The organism is Thiorhodovibrio winogradskyi, assembly GCF_036208045.1.
Lineage (GTDB): Bacteria > Pseudomonadota > Gammaproteobacteria > Chromatiales > Chromatiaceae > Thiorhodovibrio > Thiorhodovibrio winogradskyi.
In genome coordinates, this window is sequence record NZ_CP121472.1 from 4,247,942 (window position 1) to 4,266,781 (window position 18,840).

20 protein-coding genes are annotated in these 18,840 nt (G+C 64.1%); 11 read left to right on the plus strand and 9 right to left on the minus strand.

Annotation, left to right across the window (positions count from 1 at the left end):
- The first annotated feature begins 17 nt into the window (after positions 1–17).
- The 4 genes from proB (at position 18) to Thiowin_RS19370 (ending at position 2,987) form a co-directional block, all read left to right on the plus strand.
- Positions 18–1,160 carry a glutamate 5-kinase gene (proB, locus tag Thiowin_RS19355; protein ID WP_328984600.1) on the plus strand — a complete coding sequence of 381 codons (1,143 nt, stop codon included), beginning with the start codon at positions 18–20 and terminating at the stop codon, positions 1,158–1,160.
- Between the two features lie 128 nt (positions 1,161–1,288).
- Positions 1,289–1,963 carry a protein-L-isoaspartate O-methyltransferase family protein gene (locus Thiowin_RS19360; protein WP_328984601.1) on the plus strand — a complete coding sequence of 225 codons (675 nt, stop codon included), beginning with the start codon at positions 1,289–1,291 and terminating at the stop codon, positions 1,961–1,963.
- A gap of 27 nt (positions 1,964–1,990) precedes the next feature.
- On the plus strand, positions 1,991–2,311 hold the full coding sequence (locus tag Thiowin_RS19365; protein WP_328984602.1) for a rhodanese-like domain-containing protein: 321 nt from the start codon (positions 1,991–1,993) through the stop codon (positions 2,309–2,311).
- 97 nt (positions 2,312–2,408) lie between these two features.
- Complete coding sequence (locus Thiowin_RS19370) at positions 2,409–2,987, plus strand: isochorismatase family protein (RefSeq protein ID WP_328984603.1); 579 nt, start codon at positions 2,409–2,411, stop codon at positions 2,985–2,987.
- Here the strand turns inward: Thiowin_RS19370 and waaA are convergent.
- From waaA to Thiowin_RS19385, 3 genes are all read right to left on the minus strand, one after another.
- Positions 2,980–4,272 (minus strand): lipid IV(A) 3-deoxy-D-manno-octulosonic acid transferase, encoded by a 1,293-nt coding sequence (gene waaA, locus Thiowin_RS19375; protein ID WP_328984604.1) that lies wholly within the window; start codon positions 4,270–4,272, stop codon positions 2,980–2,982. The genes Thiowin_RS19370 and waaA overlap by 8 nt on opposite strands.
- Positions 4,273–4,293: 21 nt before the next feature.
- Positions 4,294–5,391: a glycosyltransferase gene (locus Thiowin_RS19380; RefSeq protein WP_328988128.1), complete on the minus strand. Its 1,098-nt coding sequence runs from the start codon at positions 5,389–5,391 to the stop codon at positions 4,294–4,296.
- A gap of 106 nt (positions 5,392–5,497) precedes the next feature.
- Positions 5,498–6,583, minus strand: coding sequence for a glycosyltransferase family 9 protein (locus Thiowin_RS19385; protein ID WP_328984605.1), 1,086 nt, complete (start codon positions 6,581–6,583; stop codon positions 5,498–5,500).
- 162 nt (positions 6,584–6,745) lie between these two features.
- Between Thiowin_RS19385 and Thiowin_RS19390 the strand changes: the two genes are divergently transcribed.
- Genes Thiowin_RS19390 through Thiowin_RS19400 form a run of 3 tightly spaced genes read left to right on the plus strand, consistent with a single transcriptional unit; the run spans position 6,746 to position 10,608 of the window.
- Entirely contained in the window at positions 6,746–8,155 is a 1,410-nt protein-coding gene (locus tag Thiowin_RS19390) for a capsular polysaccharide export protein, LipB/KpsS family (RefSeq protein WP_328984606.1), read from the plus strand.
- Entirely contained in the window at positions 8,149–9,423 is a 1,275-nt protein-coding gene (locus Thiowin_RS19395; RefSeq protein ID WP_328984607.1) for an O-antigen ligase family protein, read from the plus strand. Before Thiowin_RS19390 ends, Thiowin_RS19395 begins: the two co-directional genes overlap by 7 nt.
- Before the next feature lie 3 nt (positions 9,424–9,426).
- The gene (locus Thiowin_RS19400) at positions 9,427–10,608 is read left to right on the plus strand and encodes a glycosyltransferase (protein WP_328984608.1); all 1,182 of its coding nucleotides are present in this window, start codon (positions 9,427–9,429) and stop codon (positions 10,606–10,608) included.
- Here the strand turns inward: Thiowin_RS19400 and Thiowin_RS19405 are convergent.
- Complete coding sequence (locus Thiowin_RS19405) at positions 10,567–11,652, minus strand: SGNH/GDSL hydrolase family protein (RefSeq protein ID WP_328984609.1); 1,086 nt, start codon at positions 11,650–11,652, stop codon at positions 10,567–10,569. The two genes, Thiowin_RS19400 and Thiowin_RS19405, sit on opposite strands and share 42 nt — an antisense overlap.
- A 110-nt stretch (positions 11,653–11,762) precedes the next feature.
- On the opposite strand from Thiowin_RS19405, the gene Thiowin_RS19410 reads away from it, so the two are divergent.
- The 4 genes from Thiowin_RS19410 to Thiowin_RS19425 are packed head-to-tail and all read left to right on the plus strand — an operon-like array spanning position 11,763 to position 14,944.
- Positions 11,763–13,607, plus strand: coding sequence for a carbamoyltransferase family protein (locus Thiowin_RS19410; RefSeq protein WP_328984610.1), 1,845 nt, complete (start codon positions 11,763–11,765; stop codon positions 13,605–13,607).
- An 11-nt stretch (positions 13,608–13,618) separates the two neighbouring features.
- Entirely contained in the window at positions 13,619–14,026 is a 408-nt protein-coding gene (locus Thiowin_RS19415) for an SxtJ family membrane protein (protein ID WP_328984611.1), read from the plus strand.
- Positions 14,026–14,178, plus strand: coding sequence for a DUF5989 family protein (locus tag Thiowin_RS19420; RefSeq protein ID WP_200240908.1), 153 nt, complete (start codon positions 14,026–14,028; stop codon positions 14,176–14,178). Before Thiowin_RS19415 ends, Thiowin_RS19420 begins: the two co-directional genes overlap by 1 nt.
- A gap of 13 nt (positions 14,179–14,191) precedes the next feature.
- Positions 14,192–14,944, plus strand: coding sequence for a phosphatase PAP2 family protein (locus Thiowin_RS19425; RefSeq protein WP_328984612.1), 753 nt, complete (start codon positions 14,192–14,194; stop codon positions 14,942–14,944).
- Here Thiowin_RS19425 and Thiowin_RS19430 read toward each other — a convergent pair.
- The 5 genes from Thiowin_RS19430 to Thiowin_RS19450 all read right to left on the minus strand — a co-directional run bounded on the left by Thiowin_RS19430 (position 14,941) and on the right by Thiowin_RS19450 (position 18,785).
- Positions 14,941–15,474: a GNAT family N-acetyltransferase gene (locus Thiowin_RS19430; RefSeq protein ID WP_328984613.1), complete on the minus strand. Its 534-nt coding sequence runs from the start codon at positions 15,472–15,474 to the stop codon at positions 14,941–14,943. The two genes, Thiowin_RS19425 and Thiowin_RS19430, sit on opposite strands and share 4 nt — an antisense overlap.
- Before the next feature lie 127 nt (positions 15,475–15,601).
- Positions 15,602–16,087 carry a cyclic nucleotide-binding domain-containing protein gene (locus tag Thiowin_RS19435; protein WP_328984614.1) on the minus strand — a complete coding sequence of 162 codons (486 nt, stop codon included), beginning with the start codon at positions 16,085–16,087 and terminating at the stop codon, positions 15,602–15,604.
- A 153-nt stretch (positions 16,088–16,240) separates the two neighbouring features.
- The gene (gene hisB / locus Thiowin_RS19440; RefSeq protein ID WP_328984615.1) at positions 16,241–16,867 is read right to left on the minus strand and encodes an imidazoleglycerol-phosphate dehydratase HisB; all 627 of its coding nucleotides are present in this window, start codon (positions 16,865–16,867) and stop codon (positions 16,241–16,243) included.
- A 30-nt stretch (positions 16,868–16,897) separates the two neighbouring features.
- Positions 16,898–18,115 (minus strand): exo-beta-N-acetylmuramidase NamZ family protein, encoded by a 1,218-nt coding sequence (locus Thiowin_RS19445; protein ID WP_328984616.1) that lies wholly within the window; start codon positions 18,113–18,115, stop codon positions 16,898–16,900.
- Complete coding sequence (locus Thiowin_RS19450) at positions 18,099–18,785, minus strand: arylesterase (RefSeq protein ID WP_328984617.1); 687 nt, start codon at positions 18,783–18,785, stop codon at positions 18,099–18,101. Before Thiowin_RS19450 ends, Thiowin_RS19445 begins: the two co-directional genes overlap by 17 nt.
- Between the last annotated feature and the right edge of the window lie 55 nt (positions 18,786–18,840).

An 18,840-nucleotide genomic window follows, 5' to 3' on the forward strand; every position in this document is an offset into this window, starting at 1 on the left:
TGGATTCTCCTAACACCATGCAGGATTCCTGTTTATTGTTCGCGCGCGAGCGTATCCCGGCCATCAAGCGCTGGGTGGTGAAGATTGGCAGCGCCCTCTTGACGGCGGATGGCCAGGGGTTGTCGAGGGAAATCCTTGCGCCCTGGATCGCGCAGATCGCGGCCCGACGTCAACAGGGCCATCAGGTGGTGCTGGTATCATCGGGCGCGGTGGCGCAGGGCATGGCGCGCATGGGGTGGCGGCAACGTCCACGCAGCCTGCATGAGCTGCAAGCAGCCGCGGCCATTGGCCAGATGGGCTTGATCCGCGCTTACGAGGACGGCTTTGCCCAACGTGCGCTGCAAACGGCACAAATTCTGTTGACACGCGATGATTTGGCCAACCGCGCCCGTTACCTGAACGCCCGCAGCACTCTGCGCACCTTGCTCTCCCTTGGTGTTATCCCAGTTGTCAACGAGAACGACACTGTCGCCACCGATGAACTGCGCTTTGGCGACAATGACACCCTGGCGGCTCTGGTGGCCAATCTGATCGAGGCCGAGTTGTTGATTCTGCTGACCGACCAGGATGGCCTGTTCGAGGCCGATCCGCGCAGCCACCCGGATGCGCGCCTGATCAGCGAGACCCGTATCGATGATCGCCGCCTTGACAGCGCCGCTGGTGGCAGCCGCTCGGGACTGGGTCGCGGCGGCATGCTAACCAAGGTGCGCGCGGCGCGCTTGGCCGCGCGCTCCGGCTGCGCGACCGTGATCGCGCCAGGGCGGCGCACCGCGGTGTTGGACGAGATTCACGCCGGAGCTGAGATCGGCACCCTGCTAACGCCGGTGCAGGGTCCGCAAGCCGCGCGCAAGCAGTGGCTGGCTGGTCAGCTCCAGCCGCGGGGGCAACTGGTGCTGGACGATGGCGCCGTGCGCGCGCTGTGCGAGAAAGGTCGCAGTTTGCTGGCAGTGGGGGTGAAGGCAGTCTCGGGGCAGTTTAGCCGCGGTGATCCCGTGGCCTGCGTGGATACCCATGGTCGGGAAATCGCGCGTGGTCTGATCAATTACGACGCGCTCGAGACCCGCCGCCTGCTCGGCCAGCCGAGTGCGAACTTTGCCGCCATTCTGGGCTTTGTGGATGATGAGGAGTTAATCCACCGGGACAACCTGGTCCTGGTGTGACTCTGGTGTGACTTGCCAGCATGGGACAAAAACCTTAGCCTTAGTAGCGTGCGCGGCGCGAGCCCAAGACGGATTCGTCTGGCCGCGACTTTCATCCATTATGCGACTCATCCCGAGGTTGCCGATTCATGACTACCGATTTCGAGCGCGCGCGTTTTAACATGATCGAACAGCAGGTGCGTCCCTGGCAGGTGCTGGACGCCAAGGTGCTGGACATCATGGGCGGCATGCCGCGCGAGCGCTTCGTGCCGGATGCCTATCAGGGGCTGGCATACGCGGATATCGAGATTCCCATCGGCGCCCTGCCCTCGCAGCGCATGCTGGCGCCCAAAATCGTCGGGCGGCTGCTGCAGGCGCTGCGGCTTGAATCCACCGACCGGGTGTATGAGATCGGCACCGGCACGGGTTATGTCACAGCCTGCCTGGCGCAACTCGGGGAGGCTGTGCACAGCGTCGATATCGACCCTGACCTGGCCGATCAGGCGCGTGAGCGACTGATTGCCGAGGGCACGGTCGGGCGCATTGAGATCCGCGCCCTGGATGCCTTTGCCGCGGATAGCGAGGCCGCGCCCTTTGCCGCCATTGCCGTGACCGGCTCGCTACCCACCGAGGAACCGTTGAATCGACTGCGCGAGCAGTTGCTTGCTGGCGGGCGCCTGTTTGCCTTTGTGGGCGAGGCGCCAGTGATGGAGGCGGTGTTGATTACGCGCGTCGGTCGCGGCGGCTACCGACGGGAGTCGCTGTTCGAGACCTGTGTGCCTCCCCTGGAGAACGCCCCACGCGTGGATGCCTTTGTGTTCTGACATCCGGTGACAGCACCCCTCGCAAGTATGCGGAACATCACCCCCAAAGCCCTCGCCGAGCGTCTCGCAACCGAGGCCGAACCACCCCTGCTGATCGATGTGCGCGAACCCTGGGAAGCGGCCATCTGCCAGATTCCCGGCTCCCGTCTGATCCCAATGCGGGAGATTCCCGAGCAGCGTGCTGGACTGGACGCCGATCGCGAGACCCTTGTCATCTGCCATCATGGTGTGCGCAGCCTGCAAGTCGCGCTTTATCTTGAACGCATGGGACACCGCAAGGTTCTCAACCTGCAAGGCGGCATTGCTGCCTGGACCGAGCAGGTCGATCCGAACATGGCCACCTATTAACCTTTTAACTCTCGGTTCTTTGTCCAGGCCCGGGTGGATGTTAAATCCCCGCGCCTGATCCCCTGCCCTGCCTGCCCCGCGCCGCGAGGAGTCTCTCATGAGTATTCATCAAGCCCCCATGCCCTTGAGCCAGAGCCAGTTCTCGCAGTTGTTGATCATCGACGCCCAGGAGCGACTGGCCGCCGCCATGGATCAGCAACTGCGCGCTGAGGTCGAGGGCAATATCAACCGGCTGATCAAGGCCGCAAAGATTCTAGACATTCCCGTGATCGCCACCGAGCATAACCCGAACGGACTGGGCAAGACCATCGCCGGTATTCGCGAGCATCTGCCCGAGACCGTGGTCGCCACGGAGAAGACCTGCTTCTCCTGCTGCACGGCGTCTGGCTTTGAGCGCAATCTGACCAGCGCGCCCGAGCGCAAGCAGGTGGTGCTGGTCGGCATGGAGGCGCATATCTGCATCGTGCAAACCGCCTCCGGGCTGCAACGCTGGGGCTATCAGGTGTTCGTGGCGGCCGATGCCATTTGTTCCCGCCACACCCATCATCGTGACAACGCACTCGAGCGCATGCGCAATTGTGGCATTCATGTGACCAACACCGAGTCGGTCGCCTTCGAGTGGCTGGGCGACTCCAACCACGAGCGCTTCCGCCCGGTGTGGCAGTTATTCAAGTAGAGGGCTTTGCTGGCGCGATGGCATCAAGATGGGGATCGATCAAGCGCAGCAGGCGTTCGAGCGCGCCGCGATTCGCCTCGACGGCGCGACGCCCATTCTCGCCGATACGGGCGCGCTCGGCGGCATCGGTCAGCCAGCGATGCAGACACTGGGTCAGCTCGTCGATGGACTGGATTTGCACGGCGGCTTGATGCGCCATCAGTAAGCGGGTCACCTCGACAAAATTAAACACATGGGGGCCGACGATCACCGGCACCCCGACGGCCGCCGCCTCCAGAAGATTATGGCCCCCGGTCGGCACCAGGCTGCCCCCGACAAAGGCCGCGTCGGCGGCGGCGATAAAACTCACTAATTCGCCCATGGTGTCGCCAAGGTAGACGCTGCTTTGGGCATCGCAGGCGTGCCCCAGGCTGCGCCGCGCGAGCTTGAAGCCGCGCCGCTGAACCAGGGCGGCCACCCGCTCGAAGCGGTCCGGATGGCGCGGCACCAGCACCAAGAGCGCCGCCGGCAACCACTCGCGCAGTCGGGCATGGGCGCGCAGCAGGAGTTCTTCCTCGCCCTCGTGGGTACTGGCGGCGACCCAGATGGGACGATTGGAGCCCCAGCCACGGCGCATGACCTCGGCCTGATCGGTCAGGCTGGCGGGCAATAGCAGGTCGAACTTGATGCTGCCGGTCACCGCCACTCGCTCGGCGGGCACGCCAAGCGCGATGAAGCGCTCGGCATCGGCCTGGGTCTGGGCGGCAATCAACTGGAAGCGACCCATGCTTTCAGCCGCCAGCGAGCGCAGCTTGGCGTAGCCGCGCGCGGAGCGCGCCGAGAGCCGCGCATTGACCAGCAGCACCGGCACGTCACGGCGCTCGCATTCGGCCAGCAGATTGGGCCAGATCTCGGTCTCCATCACAATCGCCAGACGCGGCTTCACGCGCACGAGAAAACGCCGCGCGATCAAAGAGAGGTCGAAGGGGCAGTAAAGGTGCGCGACCCTTTCATCGAACAGCTCCCGCAGTCGGCGCGCGCCAGTTGGCGTGGTGGTGGTGACCAGCACCCGCATGCCCGGATCACGCAGCATTAGGTGGCGGATCATTGGCTGGGCGGCCTGCACCTCACCCACCGAGACCGCATGCACCCAGATATCAACCGGCACTGGCGGTTTGCTGTAAAACCCCAGCCGCTCGCGCCAGCGCTCGCGATAGGCGGGCGCGCGCAGACTGCGCCACAGCAGCCGCAACAAGAGCGCGGGCAGCAGGGCATGGAGCAGGGCTGAGTAGATGGCGCGTGTCATGGCTTAAAACTGTGTTCGGCCTCAGTCGGCGTGCAGGAGTTCGCGATATAGGGCCAGGTTACCCGCCACCATCGCAGCGAGCGAGAAGTCCGCGCGCATGCGCGCCTGCCCAGCCCGACCTAACCGCTGGCGCAGCACGGCATCGCCAAGCAAGCGGGCGATAGCGACTTGTAATGCCTGTGCATCGCCTGGCGGCACCAGCAAGCCCGTCTCGCCATCGAGCACCGCCTCGGGGATGCCGCCAACCCGGCTCGCGACCACCGGCACTCCGGCCGCGGCCGCTTGCAGCAGGGAGACACCCAAGCCCTCCATGCTGGCTGGATGGACCAGCAGATCCAGGCAGGGTAGCAAGGCGTCAAGGTCAGCGCGAAAACCGGCGAAGATGACCTGCCGCGACAGCCCGAGAGCGGCGACCCGCGCGCGCAGTGGCGCGTCCTCGCGTCCGCGCCCGAAAAAGATCACCCGCAGATCGGGCCAGCGCGCGACCAACGCCGGAAGGGCCTCGAGCAGCACCCGGTGGCCCTTGCGCTTGATGAGTTGCGCCACCACGCCAATGTATGGAGCCTCCCTCGGTCCGTCATTCTCAAGGCCAAGCTGCGCGCACAGATAAGCCCTGTCGCAGGGTCGCGCATAGGCCTGGGTATCGACGGCACTGCGCACCAGACGCAATTTGTGCTCCGGCACCCCAGCCTCGCGCAGCACCCTGGCAATTCCGGCGGAGATGGCGATGACCCGATCATGCAGCCGATATTTAAGCGCCGCCAGCCAGGCAGGCTCCGGATTGTCGACGCGGCGCGTATGCACCACGGGCACGCCGGCCAGGCGCCCGGCAAGGCCGCCCATCACATCGGCACCGATGCGGCTATGCAGATGCAGGATATCCGGGCGCACGCGGGCGATCAGCGCGTGCAGGCGCGCAATCAGCAGCAGGTCGGCATCGCCGTGCATCGGCAGGGTCTCGACCCGGGCAAAAGGCGCGGCCCGGGTGGCTAGCTCGCAGCCCCGGCGGCAGGCCAGGGTGTTGTCGACCCCAAGCGCCGAGAGCCCGCGCAGCAGATAGAGCAGCTGCAAGGCGCCGCCATAGAGGCGCGCACCGCCCTCGACATGCAGGATGCTGATCGGACGCAGATCGCGAGCGCTGGGTGGATGAGCGCTAGTTGGATGCGCTTGGGGTGGATCATCCTTGGGCGGATGATCCTGGATGTGAGTTGGGGGCGGGGGGCAGTCAGGCATGGGTTCTGTCGGCATGGAGCTCAACCAAGGCAGCGGCCGATGCCAGCACCTGATCAACCGAGATGGCGCGCATGCAGTCGAAGCGCCCATCGCAGCTCGGGCGGCGCCGGCAGGGCGAGCAGTCGCGCGCATGATAAAGCACCCGCGCCTCCGCGCGCCCGGTTTCCAGATAAGGCCGGGTCGATCCGAACAGCAACAGGGTCGGAATCTTGGCGGCTATTCCCATGTGGCTCAACCCGGTATCAACGCCCATGAGCAGGCTCGCGCGTTCAATCAGCGCCGCGGCCAGGGGCAGGCTGGTCTCTCCCACCCAGGCATCGAGCGGCAGGCCAGCGGCGCGGGCGATGCGCGCGGCTGCCGGGCGATTGCCTGGGGCGCCCAACAGGCGGGCGGGGAGACCAAGACCGCCGTCAGCGCACGGCCGGCTCAGGCGGACGGCAGTCTCGGCCCAGCGATCCTCGAACCAATGCTTCTGCGGGCGCGTCGTGAAGGGACATAGCAACGCGAAGCCGCGTTCCAAACCGGCCTGGCGGATCATGTCCTCCGCCTGCGCCCGCGCCTTGGTCCCAGGCGCGATCCGCATGGCGAAATCGCCTATCGGCAGATCGAGTGCATCGGCCAGCGCGCGATATTCGGAGCCAATGCGAGGGTCATCTCGCGGCGCGCGGATCACCCGCGTCATCAGCAGGGCACTGCCCTCGCGTGAGTCCAGTCCGATGCGTTCCGGTGCGCCGGTCAGGCGCGTCGGCAGCGCGCTTTTCATCAAGCCCTGCAAATCGACCGCGAGATCAAAGCGCCGCGCGCGTAACTCTCGGCCAAGAACCAGGAGCTCCCGTCGCAAGGCACCGAAACGCCGCTCGGCGAGCAAGGCGCGCAGGCGCGGCTGTGGCCACTCAATGACCGCATCCAGCGCCGAGTGATGCGCGAGCAGGGAGGCGCACGCTGGATGCACCAACCAGGCCAGATGCGCCCGCGGCCAGGCGGCGCGGAAGGCATCGATCAGCGGCGAGGCGAAGACAATGTCCCCGATGGCGCTGAGGCGGACCAGCAGAATGCGTTCGTGCGCGGGTCGGTTCACTGACACTGCAACCGGCTGGGCAACAAAAACAGGGCACAATCACAGGAGCCGGAGCATTGCGCTGCCGCGCTATCCTTGCCTATCGCCTTGACCAAGCCTCTCTCCCCTTGCTAACGTCCGTGGGTTTTTGGCTGGATTCAGCCAGATGCAATCTTACTCCCGATGGCTGCCCTCTGCTCCGCGGCAAGCTGCTTCATGGTGGCGGGCGCCCCGGAGCATGCCGCTGCTGTTGACCTTCCCCCCATGCCCAAGACCATTGCCTTTATTGACCCAGGGATGCGGCTGACGCCTTATCTGTGCGCCGCGGTTGGCGAGCTTCCGGCGGGCGTTCACCCGGCTTTTTTTGCGCTGCGACCCAAACCAAGGAGCATCCTGCGCCGTTGTGGTCATGCCTTGGCGCCAGCCCCGCGCCTCTGGCCGGTTGCGCGAGCGGCCCGGCCGCAAGCCCAGCGCCCGGACCCGGACATTGACCGCGACGCACTGCTGGCCGGGCTGCGCTTGGCGCGCGACCGGGACGCCGTGACCCGCGCGAGCGCGGATTACCGGCGGCTGTTGCACTCATTGCGCGCCTTTCTCGACCACCGGGCTCCCGATGGTCTTTTTTGCTGGAACGGTTCGGGACTTGCCGCGGGCCTGGCGGCGCAGCTTGCGCGTGTTAACGGCATCCCGATGGCGTTTGGAGAAAACGGCTACCTGCCCGGGACCATGCAACTCGACCCCAAGGGTGTCAATGCCGCCTCGTCCTTTGGTCCCGACCACAGGAGGCTTGAGCGCATTCTGGGGCTATCGTGGTCCGCGCGCGAGTATGCAACCCTAGATGCCGTGCTGCAGGCGTATCGCGACGGCAAGAGGTTCACGCCCGCCGTGTCGCGCCCACGCGCGCTCGGGGCATCGCCTCTTGCCTACCTGGAACAGGCGCTGATCGACTGGCGTGAGCGCGAACCCGGACGGCGCGTTAATCGGCTGGTGCCAAAAACGCCACCTCCCTTGCCGAAGCGCTATGTGCTCTTTCCGCTACAGGTCCGTCAAGACAGCCAGTTGACGGTTCATTCTCCGCTCTATGGCAACCAGCTCGATGAGGTGATCACGGGTCTCGTGGAGGCACTGGCGGACATCGCGCCTGAGCTTGTCTTGGTGGTGAAATTACACCCGGCGGATCGCGACAAGACGGATTACGATCCACTGATTCGCCGCTTTGGGCAGGTGTTTTGGCTTGATGGAGGCGACATCAGGGCGCTGCTGCCTGCGGCACAGGCCGTGGTGACCATCAACTCGACGGTTGGCATCGAGGCCATGATCTTCAACCGGCCCGTGGTGGTTCTCGGGCGCGCCTATTATGGGTTTGATGGCTTGGTGCATCTGGTGACGCGGCGCGACCAGTTGACCGATGCGTTGCAGCGGGCACTCAACCAGGAACCGAACCCGGAAACAAACCACGATTATCTCGCTTTTCTGTATTTCAAGGCGCTGACACGGGCGCACCCGAGGGATTATTCCACCATGTCCATGCAGACTTTTTGCGCGCGACTGGCCGAGATTTTTGGCTTGGCCGACGAGGGTTCCCGATGTTGAAAAAGGCGTTGGATGGCCGCGCGGGCTCCGCCCAGGCGCGTTTCGAGCACCTGTGGCCCGTCGTGGCGGCAACCTTGCTGCTGTTATTTTTTTCGATTGGCGAATTGTTCCGCTTTTTTTTCGCGGCCTTGGCCTTGGCTGGGCTCGTTGTATTGATTCGGCGACGCGCATGGCCGACCGATCAGGGTTTTTTGTGGTTTAGCGCCGCCTTTGCCTGCCTGTGGCTGCCGATGCTGCTGTCCCTTCCCGATAGCGAATCCCCAGCCGTCTCGGTCATTGCCACGGCACGCTATTTGATGTACCTGCTGGCCGCCTACCTGTGGATCGAGGCCCATGGGCGCCATCCAGGATCGCGCGCGTTGCTCGGTGGCGCCTTCGCGGTCCTCTTGTTATGGACGGCGGATGCGGTCTTTCAGCTCGTCACCGGGGTGAATTTTTTTGGCCAGGAGGCCTTTGGCGGACAACGCATCACCGGCATGATGGGCACACGCATTACCCTGGTGCTGGCGATCATGTCGCCCGTATTCTTTCATGCCGTGGTGCGCTTTGGTTCCCGCAAACGACCGCTGGCGCTGCTGCTGTTTCCCTACCTGCTGGTCATCCTCTATGGCGGCACCCGTGTTGCCTGGATGCTGCTGCTGCTGTCGATGTTTGCCTATGCCCTGGTGCTCTGGGCCATGGGCCTGCGCAAGGCGCTGCGCTGGGGCGTCCTCTCGGTCGCCGTGATCGCGGTCATCGCCTCGCTCGCGGTGGCGCAGACGGACTGGCTAAAAGAGCGAATTGTGCGACTTGACGGGCTGTTCTCCGGCGATTACGCGCAAATGAATGTCGCGGTGAGCGACCGGCTACCGCATTGGATCGGCGCCGCGCGCATGTATCAGGAGAACCCGATCAATGGCATTGGGGTGAAAAGCTATAAGTACTCCTATGCGGATTACGCCCCCGAGGATGAACGCTTCCGCGGCCAGCCGCATCTGTTTGCTCTTGAGGTCGCGGCCGAGACCGGAACCATCGGGCTCATTGGTTTTGCCCTGTTTCAGTTGTTGATTGCCGGCATGACCCTAAGGCTGTTGCGCCATCAAGCCTATGACGCGGCAACCTGGGGGATCGCCCTGCTGTTGGCGGCCTTCCCGCTCAGTGCCACCTTGTCGCTTTATTCACACTTTATGTCATCCTTTGTCTTTTATCTTGCCATGGTGTTTTTTGCCTTGGCCAGCCCGAGTCAGCCGCGGGACTCTGAGCGCCGCGCTCCGCTGGCCGGCCATTGAGCCATGCCCAAGGCTGCCAAGCTCCCATCCACCCGACTGGCCATTCTCGCGGCCACCTCGGGTCACAGCGGCGTTGACTGCATCCTGACCAATCTGATTGAACAATGGTCCGCCTGGGGGCTTGAGATCGATCTGCTGCAAATCCGCCGACACGGGCCGCATCTTGCGCAGGTTCCGGCTGGCGTGCGCTGCATTGATCTTGGCAGCTCCCATGTCAACACCGCGCTGCCGGCCTTGCTGGGGTATCTCAGGCGCACCCGGCCCGCCGCCCTGCTGACGGACAAGGATCGCGTCAACCGCCTGGCGATTCTCGCCCGTGCGCTGGCAAGCCCACAAACCCGGCTGGTGGTGCGCCTTGGCACCCATGTCTCGGTCAATCTGGCCAGCCGCAAGCGCCTGGAGCGCTGGGCACAGACGGCCTCGATTCGCTGGCTATATCCCTTTGCCGACCGGGTGCTGGTGCCCTCCGCCGGGGTAGCCGAGGATTTGCGCGCGCATTTCGCACTCTCGCCCGCTCTGATCAGCATCGCGCCCAGTCCCATTGTGTCGCCACGCCTGCGCGACCTGGCCCGGGAGACGATCGATCATCCCTGGTTCAACCCATCACCCGTGGATGGAGACAGGCCGCCGGTCATCCTGGGGATGGGCGAGCTTGGCGCGCGCAAGGACTTCGCGACCCTGATCCGCGCCTTCGCGCGGGTAAACGCCGAGCGCCCTTGTCGGCTGGTCATTCTGGGTCGCGGCCGGCAGCACGCGGCGCTGCTCAAGCTCGCCGAGGAGTTGGGCGTGCGCGCGCGCGTCGATCTGCCTGGGTTTGTCGCCAATCCCTATCCGTTCATGCAGCGCGCCGATTTGTTCGCCTTGACCTCGCGCTGGGAAGGACTGGGGATTGTGCTGGTCGAGGCGCTCGCCTGCGGCACCCCGGCCGTCAGCACTGACTGTCCCTCGGGACCGCGCGAGATTCTTGGTCCCTGCTGTCCGGACCAGCTGGTCCCGGTGGGGGATGACAGGGCCTTGGCCGAGGTGATCGGGCGCACGCTGGCAGACCCGCCCCAACCCGCGCGCCTAATCGAGCGCGCCAACGCCTTTTCCGTGGCCGAGAGCGCGGCTGTCTATCTCGAGGCGCTGGGGATCACGGCGGATTCAGTGCGTCCCGGTGGACCTGTTAGGCGGGAATCCTTGTAGCGGCCCTGAGTCCAGGCAGCGCTTGATGGCATCGCAGAGCGCCTGGTGGCCTGCCGGTGTGTAATGCACGCTGTCACGCGTTAAAAACAGCGCGGCGACATCCGGGGAAGCCGCAAAATCGTCATAGGGGTCGCAGTAGGGCAGCCTGCGTGCGTCTAGGATGGCGCGCACTTGCTTGCGCGGCCCGCCGAAGACCTCAGGGGCACGCAGATCATTCAATTCAGGAAAGAGCACAACTCCAAGTGGCAGCGCACGCTTGGCGGCCAAGGTGGTCAAGTCCTCGAGCCGCGCCTGGAAACGCGCGCGATTGGCCTCCTGCTCCCAGGCATCGACCACGCTTCGCATCCAAGCAGTATGGTAGTCCTCGCGCTCGTTGGTGTTAAGCAGAGCATAACGCAGCCGGGTGTCGATCTCCGCTATAAAGCGTGCCGCGTAGGTGCGGCCCAGACGCTCCTGCAGCCGGGCGATCCAGTGCGGTTTGTGCGCCTCCTCAGCACGTCGGCGCATCCGCCGGGCCGGGCCCACGCTATCCATCGGCTGAAAATCGTTCAGGGTGATGCCGAGAAGCAGGGCATCAGGGTCGGCACCGAGAAAGTTCTCGCGCGCCAAGGCCAGATAATGCCCCAAGCTGTAGGCATGAACGCCAAGGTTGAGAAAGCGCGCGCGGGTGCCATCCGCCAGCGCGATGCCATCCAGACACTCGGTGAAGCGCTCGTCCTGCCTCACGCCGGGGCCGAACACCACGGAATCGCCCAGCACGGCAATGCGCCTGCCCTCGTTGGGCCGGGGCGCGAAATCGCTGTCGCGAAAACCCTGGGCATTGGTGCGAATGGCGACGTCCTGATAGGCCGTGCCCTTGAAAAACCCGGAAAAATTGGGCGCATAGTGGTAGCCCAGCGCGGGATGGGGTTGCTCGAGTCCGGCCGGGTAGCCATAGCCGCTGATGGGCTTGCTGACTTCCAGGCGATAGAACACAAAGCCCGCCAGCTGCAGCAGCAGAAACACGAACACCAACCAGAGCGCAACAAACAACAGGCGTCTCATCTCAACCCACTCTCTTCAAGGATGACAGTGCGCGCGGCTGGCTCGCGCCTAGTCGCGCCGGCTTGGGTATACTGGCGGGCTGAAACCCAAGGGACGAATGCGGCTTTGCCATGGCAGTCAATATTCTCGGCATCTCGGCATATTATCACGACAGCGCGGCCGCCCTGGTGCGCGACGGCACTGTACTGGCCGCCGCTCAGCAGGAGCGTTTCTCGCGCAAGAAGCACGATGCGGCCTTTCCAGCAGATGCCATCCGCTATTGCCTGGAGGAAGCCGGGATCGCGCTGGGCGATCTCGACCAGGTGGTCTTCTACGACAAGCCGCTGATCAAGTTCGAGCGCCTGCTCGAGACCTATCTGGCTTACGCACCACGCGGGCTGCGCTCCTTCATCACCGCCATGCCGATCTGGCTGAAGGAAAAGCTGTTTCTCAAGGATTTGCTGAAAAAAGAGCTGGCCCGACTCGGCGACCTCAAAACCACCGCGTTGCCGCCGCTCTTGTTTACCGAACATCACCAGGCACATGCCGCCTCGGCCTTCTTCCCCAGCCCCTTCGAGCGCGCCGCCGTGCTCTGTTTGGATGGCGTTGGCGAATGGGCCACCACCAGCGCCTGGCTTGGGGAGGGTCAGCGCCTCACACCCCAGTGGGAGATTCGCTTTCCGCACTCGCTGGGGCTTTTGTATTCGGCCTTTACCTACTTTGCCGGCTTTAAGGTTAATTCCGGGGAATACAAGCTGATGGGCCTCGCGCCCTATGGCGAGCCGCGCTATGTGGAGCTGATCCGCGAGCATCTGATCGACATCAAGGACGATGGCAGCTTCCGCATGAAGATGCGCTACTTTAACTACGCCAGCGGCCTGACCATGACCAACCGCCGCTTCGCGCGACTGTTCGGCGGACCGCCGCGACAGCCGGAATCCCCGGTGACCCAGCGGGAGATGGATCTGGCCCGCTCGGTGCAAGAGGTCACGGAGGACATTGTGCTGCGTCTGGCGCGCACTCTGCACCAGGAATTGAAAACAGATCACCTGTGTTTAGCCGGTGGGGTCGCGCTCAACTGCGTGGCCAATGGTCGCCTGCTGCGCGAGGGGCCCTTTAAGGACATCTGGATTCAACCCGCGGCTGGTGACGCGGGCGGCGCCTTGGGCGCGGCACTCTCGGTCTGGCACCAGTATCTCGACCAAGCCCGCGCGGCCAGCGCCGGGGATCGCATGCAGGGCGCCTATCTTGGCCCGGGTTTCAGCAATGCGCGCATCGAGGACTTTCTGCGCGACCAAGGCATCCGCTATATCCGTCTGGACGACAACGCCCTGATGCCCCAGTTGGCTGAACTGCTCGCCGAGGGGCGGATCGTCGGTTGGTTCCAGGGGCGCATGGAATTCGGACCCCGCGCGCTCGGCGGACGTTCGATCATCGGCGACCCGCGCAATCCGACAATGCAGTCGGTGATGAATCTCAAAATCAAATATCGCGAGTCTTTCCGCCCCTTTGCCCCGGCGGTGCTCGCCGAGCAGCTGAGTGATTGGTTCGAGCAGCGCGCGCCCAGTCCCTATATGCTGATGGTGGCGCCAGTCAAGGCCGATAAACGCATTGCCATGAGCGCGCGGCAGCAGCAACTGTTCGGCATCGACAAGCTCAATGTCCCGCGTTCCCAGGTTCCGGCGATCACCCATGTCGATGGCTCCGCTCGCATCCAGACTGTCCACCCTGAGACCAACCCGCGTTTCCACCGGCTGATTCAGGCCTTTGCCGAGCGCACCGGGGTACCCTTGCTGATCAATACCTCCTTTAATGTGCGCGGCGAGCCTATCGTTTGCTCGCCCGCGGATGCCTATCGCTGCTTCATGCGCACCGAGATGGATTATCTGGTGCTGGAGAACTGCCTGCTCGCCAAGTCGGACCAGCCCGAACCCGCGCGCGATGACAACTGGCGGCAGGAATTCGCATTGGACTGACGGGAGCCCACATGAACCACCCCATTCCCGAACTCGACGCGGCCGGCCTGCGCCAGTTCGCCTTGACCACCGCGGCGCTGATCGCCGCACTCTTCGGCCTGCTGCTGCCCTGGTTGCTGGGTGCCCACTGGCCACTATGGCCCTGGCCAGTGGCGGGCTTACTGGCGCTTTGGGGGCTGATCGCGCCGCGCTCCCTGCGGCCGATGTATCGCGGCTGGATGCACTTCGGCCTGCTGCTGAGCCGCGTGACCACGCCGCTGATTCTAAGCCTGGTGTATCTGCTGTTGTTCGTGCCAGCGGGGTTGCTGATGCGCCTGTTCGGCAAGGACCCCATGCAGCGCCGGCTCGATCCCAAGGCCACGACCTACCGCGTGCCGAGCGCGACCCCAACCCCTGACACCCTGGAGAGACCTTACTGATGCTCGACCTGCTCAAAGACCTGTGGGGCTTCATGCGCGAGCGCAAAAAGTTCTGGCTCGCCCCCATTATCGTGGTGATGCTGCTGCTCGGCGCCTTGATTGTGCTGGCGCAGGGATCGGCCGTGGCGCCCTTTATCTACACCCTGTTTTAGTGGCATGGAGGCCATGGTCGCGCCCGCCCCAAGGCAACACAAAGGCACAAACACCCGCCCCCCGCGAGAAGAGCGGCTGTTTGGCGTTCCGCTGCCGCTGTGGATCGCTTTCTTTGCCTTTGCCGACCTAATGCTGGCATTTCCCGAGCTTGATCTTGCCGTCTCAGCTTGGTTTTTCGACCCCCAGGCCGGCTTTGTGGCCGAGAGGCGCTGGTGGGAACGGCTACTGTATCACTCGATCGATGTCGTCCTTATTGGCTTGGTCCTCGCGCTGGTGGCTGCCTGGTGGCGGGGCCGAGCACGGGTCAAGCAGGGCCTGGGTCGGCAAGGACCAAGCGGGCGCCAGCTGGTGTTGCTCATTGCCCTGCTGGTCCTGGTTCCCGGGTTAGTGGTCAATCAGGGGCTCAAGGAGAACCTCGGGCGGGCGCGCCCCATCAGTCTGACTGAATTCGGCGGAACATCGGCGTTCACGCCGGCCTTTCTGCCCTCGGATGAGGGAGGCGGCTCCTTTAGCTCGGGGCATGCGGCCGCGGCGTTTTTCGTGGTGGTGGTCGCGGTGGAGCTGGCCTCGGCGCGGAGTCTGTGGTTTGTACTGGCGCTGGCCTATGCGCTGGCGATTGGCTGGATCCGCATTGCCAGCGGAGGGCATTTTCTCAGCGATGTGATGACATCGGCCTTTTTGGTGTGGATGGGCTATCTCAGCTTGCTGGCACTGTGGCCAGCCGGGACCGCGACCCCAGGGGATCGGAGCCTGGACCAGAGCTAAGCAAGCTTGTTCCCAGCCTCGCCGTCCGGCTTTTGTATCCCGTAGACTTTGGTTGGCTGACCACGAAAGCGCATCTCCCGCAGCAACAGCTCGCCCGCCCGCTTCGCCACGGCTTCGGAACGATGGTTCCCTGGATGTATCAGGCTGATCAGCTGATCGATCCCACGATGATTGAATGCCCAAGTGATCGATGCCTTGGCCGCTTCGGTCGCATATCCTTGCCCCCAGTGTGCCGGGCCCAGCGCCCAACACAGTTCGACCCCAGGCCATCCGTGAGGGCTTAGGAGACCCGCTCGCCCGAGCAACTCGCCAGTCTCGCGATGCTCGATTGCCCACACACCGTAGCCACGCATCGCCCAATGCCCAAGCAAAAAGGCCATGTTTCTCCAGGTTTCGGTCTTGGTGAAGGTCTTGCCACCCAAGTAGCGCATGAATGCATTGTCCGCGCACATGGTGGCATAGGGGTCCAAGTCCTCGCTTGAGAACTCCCGGAGTTTCAATCGCTCTGTTTCTAGCGTGGGAATCTTCATGTCACGTCTTTCGGCGGCCAGGGGTGCCAAACGATGGATGGGAATGGAGGCGAATGCCTTCGCCTCCCCAGGGTCGCGCGTTCAGCCCGCACCCCGCCCGCCGGTATCCGCGTGAGTAAAGCGCTGGCTAGTAAAGCGCGTGGGAGCGGTGGATGTATTTGGTCATTTCCACGTACTGGGAATTCATCCGCCGCAGGATGTCCTGTCCGACCTGGACGATATTCTGCATCACACGGTAGACCATCCAGGGGTAGTCGAGTAGCAGGGACTCGAAGGCCTCGCGTTCGATGCTGCACACCTGGGTCATGCCGAGCGAGCGCAGGGAGGCGGTGTGCGGGCGGCCGCTGATAAAGCCCATTTCCCCGGCCATGTCGCCAGCGCGCAACACATGGATGGTCGTGAACTCGCCCTTGCCGAGATCGCGGGTCACCGCCAGGGAGCCCTCGGTGATGATGTGCAGGCTGTTGTCCACCCGGCCCTCCTCAATGAGAAATTCCTGGTCCGCCAGCCGACGACAGCAGGCGATGCCGGCAAGGGCGCGCACCTGTTCGTCGTCGAGGTTGGCCGTCAGCGGCGAGCAACGCAGGGAGGCGAAATCGTCTTTCGCGGTCATGTTGTAGTCCTCAATTGTTCAAAGCCTTGATGATTCATAAGGATTGTTCAGCTGACTCCCCACCTCGCCCCCGGGAGGCAACGTTCTTCTTGTTGTTCTCCGCGATCATTCTTAACCGGCAGTCATTCTTAACCTGTGCGCGCCAGCATCGGGCTAAAGCCGGCCCTTGGTCGAGGGCAGTTGCCCGGCCATGCGCGGATCGGGTTCGACCGCCATGCGCAGCGCGCGACCGCAGGCCTTGAAAATGGTCTCGGCCTGATGGTGGGCGTTACTGCCACGCAGATTGTCGATCTGCAGCGTCAGGGCGGCGTGATTGACCAAGCCTTGGAAGAATTCCCGCACCAGATCCACGTCAAAGTCGCCGATACGCGCACGGCTGAAGGCGACCTGGAAGGTCAGGCCCGGGCGCCCGGACAGATCGACCACCACGCGCGACAAGGCTTCATCCAGGGGCACATAGGCATGGCCGTAGCGCCGGATGCCGCGTTTGTCGCCCAGCGCCTTGTGCAGCGCCTGCCCGAGGGTGATGCCGACATCCTCCACCGTGTGATGGGCGTCGATCTGCAGGTCGCCGCGCGCGGCAATACTGAGGTCGATCAGGCCATGGCGGGCGATCTGATCGAGCATGTGATCGAGAAAGGGCACGCCGGTGGCAATGGCCGCCTGGCCCTCGCCATCCAGATTGAGCCCGACCCGCACCTCGGTTTCCAGCGTCTGGCGCTGCACCTCGGCCGTGCGTGGGGCGATGATCAGGTCCTTGGAGGGGTCATGTTCGCTCATGCTTGGTCTCTCCTCTCGCTAGCAGACGTTCTAAGGGTATAGCAAGAAGGGCTGCCGCGCCTCGCGCCATTCGGCTTCATCGGCTCGCAACAGGGCATCAAGGTCGCCCGGCTCGGCCTCGGGATCGTCCACCCAGGTGCGCAGGCCGGTGCCGCCGTCGATCAGGTCGATGGCCAGGCGTTCGCTCTCGTATTCGTAGGGAAAGTCGCGCCAGATGGGCTCGTCGGGCCGCTCTAGGCGCAGGGCTTTCAAAAACAGCGCCACCAACCGGTAGGGGCGGAAGCCCTCGTGGTCATAATGGGCGCTATCGGTGTGAATTTGAATCCCCTGACAGAGCGCGCCGGCATGTTTCTGAAACACCGGCGCGAAGGTGCAACAGCGCACCAGGCAACCGGCCATCCAGTCCGACGCCAGGCTCTCCATGCGCTGGAGCAGCCGACAAACATTGAGGTCAGGCGCGCCTATCACCTCGAGCGGCGTGGTGGTGCCGCGCCCTTCGGAGAGATGGGTGCCCTCGATCAGCACGGTGCCGGGGAAACAGCGCGCCATGTTAAGTGAGGATGCGTTGGGACTGGGGTTGACCCAGGGCAGCTCGTCGCGTGGCCAGCCGAAGCCGGGCGCGAGGTGCGGGTCGTAGCCGTGCATGGGAATGACCCGCAGATCGAGATCGAGCTTGCACTCGGCGACGAACCAGCGCGCCAGCTCGCCGAAGGTCAGCCCGTGGCGCATCGGCAGCCGCCCGGCACCGACAAAGCTCTCCCAGCCGGATTCCAGCAGGCTGCCCTCGACCGGCCGGCCGGCCGGGTTGGGTCGGTCCAGCACCCAAACGCTCTTGCTCTTGCCTTTACCCTTACCAGCGCAAGCGCCCAGCATATTGGCCAGGGTGGTCACATAGGTGTAAATGCGGGTGCCGATGTCCTGCAGGTCGATCAGCAGCAGATCGAAGCTGGCCAGCATCTCCTCGGTTGGGTAGCGCACCTGGCCGTAGAGACTGAACACCGGGATGCGATACACGGGGTCGATATAATCATCGGACTCAATCATGTTGTCCTGTTTGTCGCCGCGCATCCCGTGCTGGGGACCGAAGGCGGCAACCAGTTCGACCGCGCCGACCGTCATGAGCGCGTCGAGCGTGTGGCGCCCGACATGATTGACCGAGGCGGAATGGCCGAGCAGCGCCACCCGCCGCCCGCGCAATTCGGCGCGCGCCTCGGGTTGGCTGAGGAGTTGATCAATTCCCAGGCGCATGCAGCATCTCCCGCAAGGCTGGCCAGAGGTTATCGAGAATGCGTGCTTGCGCCGCCGCCGTGGGATGCAGCCCATCGGCCTGCATCAGATCCCAGCGCTCGGCCACGCCGGCGAGCAGGCGTGGCACCAGTTGAACGCCGGTCTGCTCGGCGACATCCGCGAACATGCGTTGAAAGCCCTCGCTGTAGGCCGCACCATAATTGGGCGGCAGACGAATACCGACCAGCAAAACAGAGGCGCCGGACGCCTCGGCCCGATCAATGAGCTGGACCAGCCGCTCGCCGATGTCGCGCGGGGCAAAACCGCGCAACCCGTCGTTCGCGCCCAGGGCGATGATAACCAGCCGCGGACGGTGTTTAGCGAGCAACCCGGGCAGGCGTTCGAGCCCACCGGCGGTGGTCTCGCCAGAGATACTGGCATTGATCACCTCGACACCGGGCCATTTCTCGGACTCGCCTTCGGACCGGTCCTCGCGCCGGATTGCGTCAAGGCGCTGTGCGAGCAAGGCCACCCAGGCATCCTGGACTGGCATCCCATAGGCCGCGCTCAGGCTGTCACCGAGCACCAGCAGGCGCAAGGGTTCGGCGGCCACGGAAACCCTGGCGAAGAGTGCCAGGATGGCCGCCAAGATCAGGATGTGCAAAGACTTGCTATTGAACTTGCCGTTCATGGAATTGATCATTTCTAACTGACGAGCTGCCATATCGCGGCATTTTCATTCGCCG